This window comes from Enterobacter sp. BIDMC92, assembly GCF_001030225.1.
In the GTDB taxonomy this organism is placed as follows: Bacteria; Pseudomonadota; Gammaproteobacteria; order Enterobacterales; family Enterobacteriaceae; genus Enterobacter; species Enterobacter sichuanensis.
This window is the reverse complement of the sequence record NZ_KQ087598.1, coordinates 3,446,813-3,460,777: the sequence shown is the minus strand read 5'-3', so window position 1 is coordinate 3,460,777 and position 13,965 is coordinate 3,446,813. Positions and strand designations below refer to the sequence as shown.

General features: G+C 58.0%; 12 protein-coding genes. 8 read left to right on the top strand and 4 right to left on the bottom strand.

Translation table 11 applies throughout. The annotated features are described in order from the left end of the window. The first annotated feature begins 10 nt into the window (after nt 1–10). From aegA to SP99_RS16185, 3 genes are all read left to right on the top strand, one after another. Nucleotides 11–1,987, top strand: coding sequence for a formate-dependent uric acid utilization protein AegA (gene aegA, locus SP99_RS16195; RefSeq protein ID WP_047959192.1), 1,977 nt, complete (start codon nt 11–13; stop codon nt 1,985–1,987). 66 nt (nt 1,988–2,053) lie between these two features. Then, nucleotides 2,054–2,647, top strand: a complete 594-nt coding sequence (gene nudK / locus SP99_RS16190; protein ID WP_047959191.1) for a GDP-mannose pyrophosphatase NudK — start codon at nt 2,054–2,056, stop codon at nt 2,645–2,647. 105 nt (nt 2,648–2,752) lie between these two features. Then, complete coding sequence (locus SP99_RS16185) at nt 2,753–3,796, top strand: DUF1176 domain-containing protein (protein WP_047959190.1); 1,044 nt, start codon at nt 2,753–2,755, stop codon at nt 3,794–3,796. A gap of 96 nt (nt 3,797–3,892) precedes the next feature. Here the strand turns inward: SP99_RS16185 and tkt are convergent, their stop codons facing one another. Both tkt and tal read right to left on the bottom strand, forming a co-directional pair. Next, the gene (gene tkt, locus SP99_RS16180; RefSeq protein ID WP_047959189.1) at nt 3,893–5,881 is read right to left on the bottom strand and encodes a transketolase; all 1,989 of its coding nucleotides are present in this window, start codon (nt 5,879–5,881) and stop codon (nt 3,893–3,895) included. Nucleotides 5,882–5,900: 19 nt separating this feature from the next. Then, entirely contained in the window at nt 5,901–6,851 is a 951-nt protein-coding gene (tal, locus tag SP99_RS16175; protein WP_025758795.1) for a transaldolase, read from the bottom strand. Nucleotides 6,852–7,097: 246 nt separating this feature from the next. Between tal and maeB the strand changes: the two genes are divergently transcribed. Then, the gene (maeB, locus tag SP99_RS16170; protein ID WP_025758794.1) at nt 7,098–9,377 is read left to right on the top strand and encodes an NADP-dependent oxaloacetate-decarboxylating malate dehydrogenase; all 2,280 of its coding nucleotides are present in this window, start codon (nt 7,098–7,100) and stop codon (nt 9,375–9,377) included. 54 nt (nt 9,378–9,431) lie between these two features. On the opposite strand, the gene hemF is transcribed toward maeB, so the two are convergent. Both hemF and amiA read right to left on the bottom strand, forming a co-directional pair. Further along, nucleotides 9,432–10,331, bottom strand: a complete 900-nt coding sequence (gene hemF, locus SP99_RS16165) for an oxygen-dependent coproporphyrinogen oxidase (protein WP_047959188.1) — start codon at nt 10,329–10,331, stop codon at nt 9,432–9,434. Continuing rightward, nucleotides 10,331–11,206: an N-acetylmuramoyl-L-alanine amidase AmiA gene (gene amiA / locus SP99_RS16160; RefSeq protein WP_045286561.1), complete on the bottom strand. Its 876-nt coding sequence runs from the start codon at nt 11,204–11,206 to the stop codon at nt 10,331–10,333. The genes hemF and amiA overlap by 1 nt, the downstream gene beginning before the upstream one ends. A gap of 212 nt (nt 11,207–11,418) precedes the next feature. On the opposite strand from amiA, the gene SP99_RS16155 reads away from it, so the two are divergent. From SP99_RS16155 to SP99_RS16140, 4 genes are all read left to right on the top strand, one after another. Further along, nucleotides 11,419–11,844: a GNAT family acetyltransferase gene (locus SP99_RS16155; RefSeq protein WP_023308738.1), complete on the top strand. Its 426-nt coding sequence runs from the start codon at nt 11,419–11,421 to the stop codon at nt 11,842–11,844. After that, nucleotides 11,831–12,280, top strand: coding sequence for a DUF2919 domain-containing protein (locus SP99_RS16150; protein WP_047959187.1), 450 nt, complete (start codon nt 11,831–11,833; stop codon nt 12,278–12,280). The genes SP99_RS16155 and SP99_RS16150 overlap by 14 nt, the downstream gene beginning before the upstream one ends. Before the next feature lie 63 nt (nt 12,281–12,343). Beyond that, nucleotides 12,344–12,919, top strand: coding sequence for an RpoE-regulated lipoprotein (locus tag SP99_RS16145; protein WP_047959186.1), 576 nt, complete (start codon nt 12,344–12,346; stop codon nt 12,917–12,919). Nucleotides 12,920–13,011: 92 nt separating this feature from the next. Next, on the top strand, nt 13,012–13,911 hold the full coding sequence (locus tag SP99_RS16140; RefSeq protein ID WP_045286559.1) for a Dyp-type peroxidase: 900 nt from the start codon (nt 13,012–13,014) through the stop codon (nt 13,909–13,911). The last annotated feature ends 54 nt before the right edge of the window (nt 13,912–13,965 follow it).

Here is a 13,965-nt window from a genome sequence, read left to right as displayed (position 1 = left end):
AGGTGTGGTTATGAATCGTTTTATTATGGCTAACAGCCAGCAATGCATTGGGTGTCGCGCCTGCGAAGTGGCCTGCGTCATGGCGCACAACGGTGAGCAACACGTTCTGAGCGAGCGCCATTTTCATCCCCGTATTACGGTCCTGAGGTCCGGCGGGAAGCGAAGCCCCGTCACATGTCATCATTGTGAAAATGCGCCCTGCGCGCAGAGCTGCCCGAACGGCGCCATCAGCAAACGCGATGACAGCGTACAGGTGAATCAACAAAAATGCATCGGCTGTAAGGCCTGCGCGGTGGCTTGCCCGTTTGGCACGATGGAGATCATCGTCACCCCGCTCGACCACGGCGGCGTGAAGGCCTCGGCGAATAAATGCGATCTCTGCCTGACGCGTCCACAGGGCCCGGCCTGTATCGAAAACTGCCCGGCTGATGTCCTCTCCCTTGCGACGCCTGCCGTGCTGGACACGCTGGTCAAATCGCGCCGCCAGCGTGCGGCCTGCCTGGCGGTCCAGCCCTGGCATGGGGAGGTCGTCAGAGACGATCTTCCGCGCAGCAAACTGCAGCAGATGCAGATGTCCCTGCCACGCGGCGAGCCCGACAAACTGCCTGCCGCGGAACGCGTGTGCCATTTTCACGAAATTTACCTGCCGTTTCGGGCCGAACAGGCCGCCCGCGAGGCGTCGCGCTGCCTGAAGTGCGGAGAGCACAGCATTTGCGAATGGACCTGCCCGCTGCATAACCACATTCCGCAGTGGATTGAGCGTCTGAATGCGGGGGATATTGCCGGCGCGGTCGAACTTTCTCATCAGACCAACTGTTTGCCTGAAATAACCGGCCGCGTCTGCCCGCAGGACCGGTTATGCGAAGGGGCCTGCACGCTTCGTGATGAGGCGGGGGCCGTTACCATCGGCAACATCGAGCGCTATATCGCCGACAGGGCGCTGGCGATGGGCTGGCGGCCGGACATGTCCGCCGTCACGCCGACGGGTAAACGTGTCGCGATCGTCGGCGCCGGTCCCGCCGGGCTGGCATGCGCCGACGTGCTGGCGCGCAGCGGGGTGAGCGTGACGGTCTATGACCGGCATCCGGAAATCGGCGGTTTACTCACCTTTGGCATTCCGGCATTCAAGCTGGACAAATCGCTGCTTGCGCGGCGCAGGGAGATATTTACCGCGATGGGGATCCGCTTTGCGCTGAACTGCGAGGTGGGCAAGGAGGTGTCGATGTCACAGTTAAAAGACGAGTACGACGCCCTGTTCATTGGCGTGGGTACCTATCGCTCGATGAAGGCCGGTATCCCGCACGAAGATGCGCCAGGGGTCTATGACGCGTTACCTTTCCTGGTGGGTAACACGCGGCATGTGATGGGGCTGGACGCAACGGCCAGCGAACCGTTCATCGATACCCGTGGGCTGAACGTGGTGGTGCTTGGTGGGGGCGATACCGCCATGGACTGCGTACGTACCGCGCTACGCCATGGCGCCGCGAAGGTGACCTGCGCCTATCGCCGGGATGAGGCCAACATGCCGGGGTCGAAGAAAGAGGTGAAGAATGCCAGAGAAGAGGGGGCGGCATTTGAATTTAACGTCCAGCCGGTTGAGCTGACGCAGGCTCCTGACGGGAAGGTCAACGGCATCCGGATGCTGCGTACCCGGCTCGGTGAGCCGGATGCGCAGGGGCGGCGTCGGCCCGTTCCGGTGCCCGGCAGCGAGTTTGTAATGGAGGCTGATGCGGTGATCATGGCGTTTGGTTTTAACCCGCACGCGATGCCGTGGCTGCAGGCGCAGGGTGTTGAAACGGATGAGTGGGGACGCATCGTGGCCTCGGTCGAAAGTCGCTACCGTTATCAGACGAGCAACCCACACATTTTCGCCGGCGGTGATGCGGTTCGCGGCGCGGATTTGGTGGTGACCGCGATGGCGGAAGGGCGTCATGCGGCGCAAGGGATACTCGACTGGCTTGGGGTTAGCGGCCCGAAACATCATTAAAGCGGCGGGCGACAAAGCGGGATTCAAGGCGTAGTATAGGACCACTCATTATGTCGTGGAGCCCGTATGACCCTGAAAATTGACGTTATCAAAGACAAAATTCTCTCTGAAAACTACTTTGTCCTGCGTAACATCACCTACGATCTTACGCGCAATAATGGTGAAGTGATCCGCCATAAGCGCGAGGTTTACGACCGGGGTAACGGAGCCACCATTCTGCTCTATAACCGCGAAAAGCAGAGCGTGGTGCTGATCCGTCAGTTCAGAGTGGCGACGTGGGTCAACGGTAACCCTGACGGACGTCTGATTGAAACCTGCGCGGGCCTGCTTGATGACGATGAGCCGGAAGTCTGCATCCGCAAAGAGGCCGTAGAAGAAACGGGCTTTGAAGTGGGCGAGGTCAAAAAAGTCTTTGAGCTGTATATGTCCCCTGGCGGCGTCACGGAACTTATCCATTTCTTCATTGCGGAATACAGCGACGCCCAGCGTACGCACAGAGGCGGTGGCGTGGAGGATGAAGATATCGAGGTGCTGGAGTTGCCTTTCTCCCGGGCGCTGGAAATGATGCGTTCAGGCGAAATCAGGGATGGTAAAGCAGTGATATTGCTGCAGTATTTGCAGAGTACCGGCTTAATGAATGCCACTTTCGAACGGATGTAGAGTGTTTTTCGGATAAATCTATCCGATAAATCCGATTGAGACGACCCGGCCGGAACACGAAGATACTGCCCAGTTACGCGTTTTCGTTCCGGGATTGTGTCATTCATGCGCTATAGCGTCTTTTTATTTTCCCTGTTTTGTCTGCTCCTCGCGCCGCAGGTGAGGGCTGCGCCTGCTCAGCAAGCTTTCTCTGACTGGCAGGTGACCTGCAATAACCAGAACTTTTGCCTGGCCCGCAACACCGGCGAACACCGGGGGCTGGTCATGACGCTCACCCGAAGCGCCGGTGCGAAAACGGATGCCACGCTGCGTATCGATCTCGGCGGGCTGGATACGCCCTCCGTCAAAGAGCCGGAGATTGCCTCCCGGCTGCTGCTGGACAATGTGCCTCTGAAGCTGGACAAGCAGCGCTGGCAGCTCACGCCATGGCACCTGAAAACGGACGATGCGGCCACCATCACCTCCTTTCTGAAAAATATTCAGGAAGGGAAGGCCCTGACCCTGCGCGGCGGTAAGCAGGTGATTTCCCTGAGCGGTCTGAAAGCCGCGCTGCTGTTTATTGATGCCCAGCAAAAGCGTGTCGGCAGTGAAACCGCGTGGATTAAGAAAGGTGACGATCCGCCGTTAAGCGTGCCGCCCGCGCCCGCCCTGAAAAAGGTGGCGACCGTTAATCCTACTCCAACACCGCTTTCCCACGCCGAACTGAATGACCTGCTGGATTATGGCACCGGGCGGATGAACAGCAGCCAGTGCTCGCTCGATCCTAACCGACGCGAAGTGCGCGTCACCGCGTTAACCGATGAAAAAGCGCTGTTGATCGTCAGCTGCGAGGCGGGGGCCTATAACACCGTCGATCTGGCATGGCTGGTCTCACGTAAAAAACCGTTCTCTGCCCGCAGCGTCAGGCTACGTCTGCCGTTTACGCCGTCGAGTGGCAGCAGTGAAATGGAGTTAATGAACGCCAGCTTCGATGAGAAGACGCGCGAACTGACCACGCTGGCGCTCGGGCGCGGTTTGGGAGATTGTGGCATCCAGACGCGCTGGCGTTTTGACGGCCAGCGTTTCCGCCTGGTGCGTTATGCCGAGGAACCCAGCTGCGATAACTGGAATGGGCCAGATGCCTGGCCCACGTTGTGGATCACCCGCTAGCTTTGCCGGGTGGCGGCTTCGCCTTACCCGGCCTACAAAACATCCGAACTGTAGGCCGGGTAAGCGATAGCGCCACCCGGCAATAAACAGACCGCACTACAGCACGCTCAGCGCCTTCTCTACCACGTTCTCAACGGTGAAACCAAAATACGGGAACAGCTTGTCGGCAGGGGCGGACTCACCGTAGCCCCGCATGCCCACAATCGCCCCTTTAAGGCCGACATATTTGTACCAGTAGTCGGCAATACCGGCTTCCACCGCCACGCGCGCCGCGACGTTAGAGGGCAGCACCGACTCACGGTACGCCTCATCCTGAGCGTCAAAAATATCCGTTGAGGGCAGGGATACCACGCGCACCGCGTGACCTTCGGCGGTCAGTTTTTCCGCCGCTTTCACCGTGATTTCCACCTCTGAACCGGTCGCAATCAGGATCACGTCCGGCTTGCCGCCGCTGTCTTTCAGGATGTAGCCGCCGCGGGCGATATTTTTCACCTGCTCCGGGGTGCGTTCAATCTGCGTCAGGTTCTGGCGTGACAGAATTAATGCCGTTGGGCCATTGTGGCGCTCTACCGCCAGCTTCCAGCCGACCGCGGCTTCGACCTGATCGCACGGACGCCAGGTGCTGAAGTTTGGCGTTAAGCGCAGGCTCGCCAGTTGTTCAACCGCCTGGTGCGTGGGGCCATCTTCCCCGAGACCAATGGAGTCATGGGTATAGACCATAATCTGTCGCGCCTTCATTAAGGCCGCCATGCGCGCTGCGTTACGGGCATACTCGACAAACATCAGGAAGGTGGCGGTGTAGGGCACGAAACCACCGTGATGAGCGATGCCGTTGGCAATGGCGGTCATCCCGAATTCGCGCACGCCGTAGTGGATGTAGTTCCCGGCAATGTCCTCTTTCAGCGATTTCGAGCCGGACCAGATGGTCAGGTTACTTGGGGCCAGATCCGCCGAGCCGCCAAGCAGTTCGGGCAGCAGCGGACCAATGGCATTCAGCGTGTTTTGCGAAGCCTTACGGGTGGCGATTTTCGCCGGGTTGGACTGCAGGTTTTCAATCAGCGCCTGGGTTTTATCGTCCCAGTCTTCCGGCAGGCCACCGCTCATGCGGCGAGAGAATTCGGCGGCCAGTTCCGGGTGTGCTTTTTTGTATGCGGCAAACTTCTCGTTCCAGGCCTGCTGGGCCTTTTCACCCGCTTCACGGGCGTCCCACGCCCGGTAAATCTCTTTCGGGATCTCAAACGGCGGATGTTTCCAGCCCAGTTTTTGCCGGGTCAGCGCCACTTCCTCTTCACCCAGCGCCGCGCCGTGCGCCTCTTCCTTGCCGGCCTTGTTCGGTGAACCAAAGCCGATAACCGTGCGGCAGATAATCAGCGACGGTTTGTCCTTCACGCTTTGCGCTTCCTGAATCGCTTTTTTCACCGCCTCAGGATCGTGGCCGTCGATCTCATGCACCACGTGCCAGTGGTAGGCTTCGAAGCGTTTTGCCGTGTCGTCGGTGAACCAGCCGTCGGTTTCCCCGTCGATGGAGATGCCGTTGTGATCGTAGAAGCCAATCAACTTACCCAGCCCCAGGGTGCCCGCCAGGGAACAGACTTCATGGGAAATCCCCTCCATCAGACAGCCGTCGCCCATAAACACGTACGTGTAGTGATCGACAATGTCGTGCCCCGGCTGGTTAAACTGCGCCGCCAGCGTGCGCTCGGCAATCGCCAGCCCGACCGCATTGGCCAGCCCCTGACCGAGCGGCCCGGTGGTCGTTTCTACCCCGGGCGTATAGCCAATTTCCGGGTGACCCGGCGTTTTTGAGTGCAGCTGGCGGAAGTTTTTCAGCTCCTCGAGCGGCAGGTCATAGCCGGAAAGATGCAGCAGGCTGTAGAGCAGCATCGAGGCGTGGCCGTTGGAGAGAATAAAACGGTCGCGGTCGTACCAGGTGGGGTCATCGGGGTTGTGTTTCAGAAAGTCGTTCCACAACACTTCGGCAATATCAGCCATGCCCATGGGCGCGCCGGGATGGCCGGAATTGGCTTTTTGTACGGCATCCATGCTGAGGGCGCGAATGGCATTGGCTAGCTCTTTACGGGACATAGTTCACTCCGTGGCAAGGTTAAAGTTTGGCGGCGAGAAGATCTTCAAGTTTGCGCTGGTCAACGGCGAACAGGCGGATACCTTCCGCCAGTTTTTCCACGGCCATGGCGTCCTGATTGTGCTCCCAGCGGAATTCGGCTTCGGTCATGGCTTTCGGTTTTGGCAGCACGGTAGAGGTGGGGATCAGCTTGCGGATGACCGTCTCTTCTTTGTCCTGTAGCTCTTTCAGCAGGTTAGGGGAGATGGTCAGACGGTCGCAGCCGGCCAGGGCGAGGATCTGCTCGGTACGGCGGAAGCTGGCCCCCATCACGATGGTTTCATAGCGGTGCTGCTTGTAATAGTCGTAGATATTACGGACCGATTTCACGCCCGGATCCTCATCCACCACGTACGGATCCATCGGCTGTTTCGCCTGGTACCAGTCGTAGATGCGGCCGACAAACGGTGAGACCAGGAACACGCCGGCTTCGGCACAGGCGCGTGCCTGAGCAAAGGAGAACAGCAGCGTCAGGTTGCAGTGGATCCCCTCTTTTTCCAGCACCTCTGCCGCGCGGATGCCTTCCCAGGTCGACGCCAGTTTGATCAGAATGCGTGATTTATCGATCCCCTGTTCCTGGTAGAGTTCGACCAGGCGGCGGGCTTTATTGATGCTCTTTTCTTTATCGAATGAGAGGCGGGCGTCCACTTCGGTGGAGACGCGTCCCGGGATGCTTTTCAGAATTTCCGCACCAAAATTAACCGCCAGCTTGTCGCTGGCTTCGGCGACCTGCTGCTCCTGCGTTTTCCCGCGCTGTTTACCGTAGGCAATGGCGTCATCAATCAGATGACTAAAATGGGCAAGCCCGGCAGCCTTGAGCAGAAGCGAAGGGTTGGTGGTCGCATCTTCCGGCTGATAGTGGCGAATCGACTCGATATCGCCGCTGTCTGCAACCACGGTAGTGAATTGTTTGATGCCGTCTAGCTGGTTCATAAATGATTACTCCTTGGAAATAAAAGAGTTAGATGAGTGCGTTAGTTCACACTTCTGAGAAAATCATGATGGACTTAACAAAAAAGCATAGCAGACGGGGGAGGCATTGCTTTTGAGACGGGTAACATGGCTGTTATAAATTGATAACAATTTTTAATGTGTGATGGTGAGAGTTTGGCAGCCTTCAAAGTTTATGTGCTGTCCTGAGGCGATACTATCTGACCGATACGTAAAAGGAATAACAAGATGGACGATCAGTTAAAACAGAGTGCCCTCGATTTTCACGAGTTCCCTGTCCCGGGCAAAATCCAGGTCTCCCCAACCAAGCCGCTGGCAACCCAGCGCGATCTGGCGCTGGCCTATTCGCCAGGCGTTGCGGCACCGTGTCTGGAAATCGAAAAAGACCCGCTGGCGGCCTATAAATACACCGCGCGCGGCAACCTCGTGGCCGTTATCTCTAACGGTACGGCGGTACTCGGTCTCGGTAACATCGGTGCCCTGGCGGGTAAACCGGTGATGGAAGGGAAAGGCGTGCTGTTCAAGAAATTCGCCGGTATCGACGTGTTTGATATCGAGGTGGACGAGCTCGATCCTGACAAATTCATTAACGTGGTGGCCGCGCTGGAGCCGACCTTCGGCGGGATTAACCTGGAAGACATCAAAGCGCCGGAATGTTTCTATATCGAGCAGAAGCTGCGCGAGCGTATGAACATTCCCGTGTTCCATGATGACCAGCACGGCACCGCGATTATCAGCACCGCCGCGATTCTGAACGGCCTGCGCGTGGTGGAAAAAAATCTCTCTGATGTGCGCATGGTGGTTTCTGGCGCAGGTGCTGCGGCCATCGCCTGTATGAACCTGCTGGTGGCGCTGGGTATGCAGAAGCACAACATCGTGGTCTGCGATTCTAAAGGCGTTATCTATAAAGACCGCGAGCCCAACATGGCGGAAACCAAAGCGGCGTATGCAGTCGAAGACGACGGCAAGCGCACGCTCGAGGACGTCATTGACGGCGCGGATATCTTCCTCGGCTGCTCGGGCCCGAAAGTGCTGACCCAGGAGATGGTGAAGAAGATGGCGCGCGCACCAATGATCCTGGCCCTGGCGAACCCGGAACCGGAAATTCTGCCGCCGCTGGCGAAAGCGGTGCGTGAAGATGCCATTATCTGTACCGGCCGTTCCGACTACCCGAACCAGGTCAACAACGTGCTCTGCTTCCCGTTCATCTTCCGCGGCGCGCTGGATGTTGGCGCAACGGCGATCAACGAAGAGATGAAGCTTGCCGCCGTGCACGCCATCGCGGAACTGGCCCACGCCGAGCAGAGCGAAGTGGTGGCCTCCGCCTACGGCGATCAGGATCTGAGCTTTGGCCCGGACTACATCATTCCTAAACCGTTTGACCCGCGCCTGATTGTCAAAATTGCGCCAGCGGTGGCCAAAGCGGCGATGGATTCCGGCGTGGCGACGCGTCCGATACAGGATTTTGATGCTTACATCGATAAGCTCACCGAGTTTGTCTATAAAACTAACCTGTTCATGAAGCCGATCTTCTCGCAGGCGCGTGCCGACGCGAAGCGCGTGGTGCTGGCGGAAGGGGAAGAGGCGCGCGTGCTGCACGCTACCCAGGAGCTGATCACCTTAGGTCTGGCGAAGCCGATCCTGATTGGTCGTCCGAGCGTGATTGAGATGCGCATTCAGAAGCTGGGTCTGCAGATTAAGCCGGGCGTCGACTTCGAGATCGTCAACAACGAATCCGATCCGCGCTTTAAAGAGTACTGGAGCGAATACTACGCGATCATGAAGCGTCGCGGGATCACCCAGGAGCAGGCGCAGAAAGCCGTCATCAGCAACACGACGGTGATCGGCGCGATCATGGTCCATCGCGGTGAAGCGGACGCATTGATCTGCGGCACCATCGGCGATTACCACGAGCACTTTAGCGTGGTGCAGGAGATCTTCGGCTATCGTGACGGGGTTCATACCGCCGGGGCGATGAATGCCCTGCTGCTGCCGAGCGGCAACACATTTATCGCTGACACCTACGTTAACGACGATCCGAGCCCGGACGAGCTGGCGGAGATCACCGTGATGGCTGCAGAGACCGTGCGCCGCTTTGGTATCGAGCCGAAGGTGGCGCTGCTGTCGCACTCTAACTTTGGTTCGTCTAAATCTGCGGCGGCCTGCAAAATGCGTGAGACGCTGGCGCTGGTGCGCGAGCGTGCGCCGGAGCTGATGATTGACGGGGAAATGCACGGTGATGCGGCACTGGTGGAAAGCATCCGCAACGAACGTATGCCGGACAGCCCGCTGAAAGGATCGGCGAATATCCTGATTATGCCGAACGTGGAAGCGGCGCGTATCAGCTACAACCTGCTGCGCGTCTCCAGCTCTGAAGGGGTGACCGTAGGGCCGGTCCTGATGGGCGTGGCGAAACCGGTGCACGTATTAACGCCAATTGCCTCTGTGCGCCGTATCGTGAATATGGTGGCCCTGGCGGTGGTTGAGGCGCAGACCCAGCCGCTGTAATTTTTACCCTCACCCTAACCCTCTCCCTTTGGGAGAGGGCCGGGGTGAGGGGGGTTAAACCCAGTCGCGTACTTTCAGGAACTCACTCAAGGCAGCCTCCGGGCTGCCTTCTTTTGGCTCGTAGCAGTACTCCCAGCGCACCAGCGGCGGCATCGACATCAAAATCGATTCCGTGCGCCCGCCGGTCTGCAGGCCAAACAGCGTCCCGCGATCCCACACCAGGTTGAACTCAACGTAACGCCCGCGACGATAGAGCTGGAATTCGCGCTCGCGCACGCCGTAGTGGGTGTCTTTACGGCGTTCGACGATGGGCAGATAAGCGTCGGTATACCCTTCGCCCACCGCGCGCATAAAGCGGAACGCGGTATCAAAATCAGGCGTGTTCAGATCGTCAAAGAACAGCCCGCCAATGCCGCGCTGCTCGTCGCGATGCTTCAGGTAGAAGTAGTCGTCGCACCATTTTTTAAACTTCGGGTAGATGTCTTCGCCAAACGGCAGGCAGAGGTTCCGCGCGGTGGTGTGCCAGTGCACGGCATCCTCTTCAAACCCGTAGTAGGGTGTAAGGTCGAAACCGCCGCCAAACCACCAGACCGGATCGGACCCCGGTTTTTCCGCAATGAAAAAGCGGACGTTGGCGTGGCTGGTCGGCACAAACGGGTTGTGTGGATGCACCACCAGCGAGACGCCCATCGCTTCAAAACTGCGGCCCGCAAGTTCAGGACGGTGCGCGGTCGCAGACGCGGGCATGGCGTCTCCGTGAACGTGGGAGAAATTCACGCCCGCCTGTTCAAATATACCGCCATTGCGCAGCACCCGGCTGCGCCCGCCGCCGCCGGCTTCACGCTGCCAGTTATCTTCCTGGAATTCACCACCGTCCGCGGCGGCCAGTTTGCGGCAAATCTCATCCTGCAGCTGCAGCAGGAAGGTTTTAACCAGTTGAGCATTGGGTTTCATCAACGTTTCCTGGAGTGCGCTTTTTGGTTATCGAACCAGTTGAAGTAACTGATAATGCCGGAGGCGATGGCGTTGGCGATCTTCTGGCGAAACGCCGTGGTGCCGAGAAGACGCTCTTCATCCGGGTTGGTGATAAACGAGGTTTCCACCAGCACGGACGGAATAGACGGTGATTTCAGCACCACAAATGCCGCCTGTTCGGTGCTTTTACTGTGCAGACGATGCACCGGCTTAATTTTCTTCAGGATGTGCGAGCCGAGCGTCAGGCTGTTTTTGATCGTATCCGTCTGCACGAGGTCGAACAGCACCTGCTGTAACAGGTGATCTTTGTCGGTGGCTTTTTTCCCGGCGACTTCATCCGCCCGGTTTTCACGGTCGGAGAGGTATTTCGCCATGGCGCTACTGGCGCCACGGTTGGACAGCGCAAACACCGAGGCGCCCGCCGCTGAAGGGTTGGTAAAGCCGTCGGCGTGTATCGACATAAACAGATCCGCGCCGTGCTGGTGGGCGATCTCCACCCGGTCATACAGCGGAATAAAGGTGTCGCCAGAGCGCGTCAGACGGGCGTCAATGCCGTTACTGCGTAAAATTGCGCGCACATTTTTTGCAATCGCCAGCACGACGTGTTTTTCTTTCGAACCGTTTTTGCCGATGGCGCCGGTATCAATTCCGCCGTGGCCCGGGTCAAGCATCACCAGACGCTTCGCGCCGGGCTTTTTGGTTTTGGGTTTGCTGTGTCCGTTACTGGTTTTGAGCGTGCTCTCGTCTTTTGCCTGAGCCTGCTTTGCGATGCCCGTTAACGTTAAGGCCGCCAGCCCCGCTTTGAGAACCTGACGACGCGATGTGAGTGCTTTTAATGGTTTGAATGTGCTCATGCGGCCTGAATACTAAAAAATGGGGTCCTGGTGTTATATCGTATCGCGTTTAGCGTTACGACAGTCCTTATTGAGAATTGTTTTACTTTTCATTTCAATACGTGACAAAGTGACATTATGCCAAATTTTGGCGAGATTTTCCCCGGTTATTGGCTAAAGGCACGGTTCACGCCATAATCACTGTTTTTAAACCCGAAAAGGCGGTTAATACCATGGAGATACGCGTTTTTCGCCAGGAAGATTTCGAAGAGGTGATCACCCTTTGGGAGCGCTGCGATCTGCTGCGTCCGTGGAACGATCCGGAAATGGACATTGAGCGGAAGGTGAATCACGACGTCAGTCTGTTTCTGGTTGCGGAAGTCAACGGCGAAGTCGTAGGCACGGTAATGGGCGGTTATGACGGTCATCGCGGCTCGGCCTATTATCTGGGCGTTCATCCGGAATACCGGGGGCGCGGCATTGCCAACGCGCTGCTCAATCGTCTCGAGAAGAAGCTGATCGCCCGTGGCTGTCCGAAAATCCAGATCATGGTTCGGGAAGATAACGACGTGGTGCTGGGCATGTACGAGCGTCTGGGCTATGAACATTCTGACGTGCTGAGTTTAGGTAAGCGCCTGATCGAAGATGAAGAGTACTGAGATCCATCCGGCAGATTATGACGCGCAGGGGCGGGTCAGGTTGCCCTTTTTATTCTGGTGCGTTCTGCTGCTTCAGGCACGAACCTGGGTACTGTTTGTGATGGCCGCCGCGTCGCGCGGGCAGGGTGATACGCTGCTGAATCTCTTCTATCCCGATCACGATGCGTTCTGGCTCGGCTTACTGCCGGGCGTACCGGCGGTGATGGCTTTTTTGTGCAGCGGCCGACGCCAGGCGATCCCACGTTTGTGGCGGGCGCTGCGCTGGCTGCTGATCCTCGCTCAGATTGCGCTGCTCTTCTGGCAGCCGGTACTCTGGTGGTACGGTGAGCCGCTTACGGGCATTGGCATTGCGCTGGTGGTGGCGGATATTGTGGCGCTGCTGTGGCTGCTGACCAATCCGCGTCTTCGCGCCTGTTTCGCCCATCAGGATGATTAATGCGGCACTTTTTGCAGAAGTCGCACTCCAACAAGCGTTGATTTAACACGTAAGGACGTTTCAATGAAATCGCTGCGTTTACTTTTATGCGCTCTCCCGCTGGCCCTGACAGGCTGTTCCACGCTCTCCTCCATTAACTGGTCCGCTGCGTATCCATGGAACTGGTTTGGCTCATCAACGGAAGTGACCGAGCAGGGCGTGGGGAACATTACCGCCGCGACGGCGCTGGATCAGGATGCTATTCAGGACGCCCTGAGCAGTGATTATCGCCTGCGCAGCGGCATGAAAACCGAGAATGGTAACATTGTTCGCTATTACGAAGCGCTGAAGGGTGACACGCTGGCGCTGGTGATCAACGGTGACAAAGGCACGGTAAACCGCGTTACGGTGCTGGATGAAGCCATTCCGACTGCCAGCGGCGTGAAGATAGGAACGCCGTTTAGCGATCTCTATAAGCAGGCCTTTGGCAACTGCGCCAGCGCCCCTTCTGACGATGGTGTGGCGGTGGCCTGTAAGGCGCAAGGCAGCCAGCACATCAGCTATGTCTTTACCGGCACCTGGAGCGGTCCGGAAGGATTGATGCCGTCGGACGACACGCTGAAGAACTGGAAAGTGAGCAAAATTATCTGGCAGCAGTAATTTGCGCCGGAACAAACCGCCTCGCTGAAATCCGGGTATAATACCCGCCATCCATGCCACGCTGACGTGGCATCTTTATTTCAGGAGGAGCGATGTCTCAGGTTCAGAGTGGCATTTTGCCAGAACATTGCCGCGCGGCGATTTGGATTGAAGCCAATGTAAAAGGGGACGTGGATGCCCTGCGTGCGGCCAGTAAAGCGTTCATTGATAAGCTGGCGACCTTCCAGGCTACGTTCCCGGAAGCCCACCTCGGCGCCGTTGTCGCCTTTGGCAATAACGTCTGGCGTCAGCTGAGCGGTGGCGAAGGGGCGGAAGAGCTGAAAGACTTCATTCCCTACGGTAAAGGCCTTGCGCCCGCGACGCAGTACGACGTGCTGATCCACATCCTCTCTCTGCGTCACGACGTAAACTTCTCCGTTGCGCAGGCGGCGATAGCGGCCTTTGGCGACAGCATCGACGTGCAGGAAGAAGTGCACGGTTTCCGCTGGGTCGAAGAGCGCGATCTGAGCGGCTTTGTCGACGGAACCGAAAACCCGGCGGGTGAAGAGACGCGTCGTGAAGTGGCGGTGATCAAAGACGGCGTGGACGCGGGCGGCAGCTATGTGTTCGTGCAGCGCTGGGAGCACAACCTCAAGCAGCTTAACCGCATGAGCGTGCATGACCAGGAGATGATGATTGGCCGTACCAAAGAAGCCAACGAAGAGATCGACGGTGATGAGCGTCCGGTCACCTCGCACCTGAGCCGCGTTGACCTTAAGGAAGACGGCAAAGGGCTGAAGATTGTCCGCCAGAGCTTGCCCTATGGCACAGCAAGCGGCACGCACGGCCTTTACTTCTGCGCCTACTGCGCGCGCCTGCACAACATTGAGCAGCAGTTGCTGAGCATGTTTGGCGATACCGACGGCAAGCGTGACGCCATGCTGCGCTTCACCAAACCCGTGACCGGCGGCTACTACTTCGCGCCGTCCGTGGAGCGTCTGCTGGCGCTGTAAACCCGCTCTCCATACGTAGGCCGGGTAAGCGTTAGCGCCACCCGGCAATTTTCC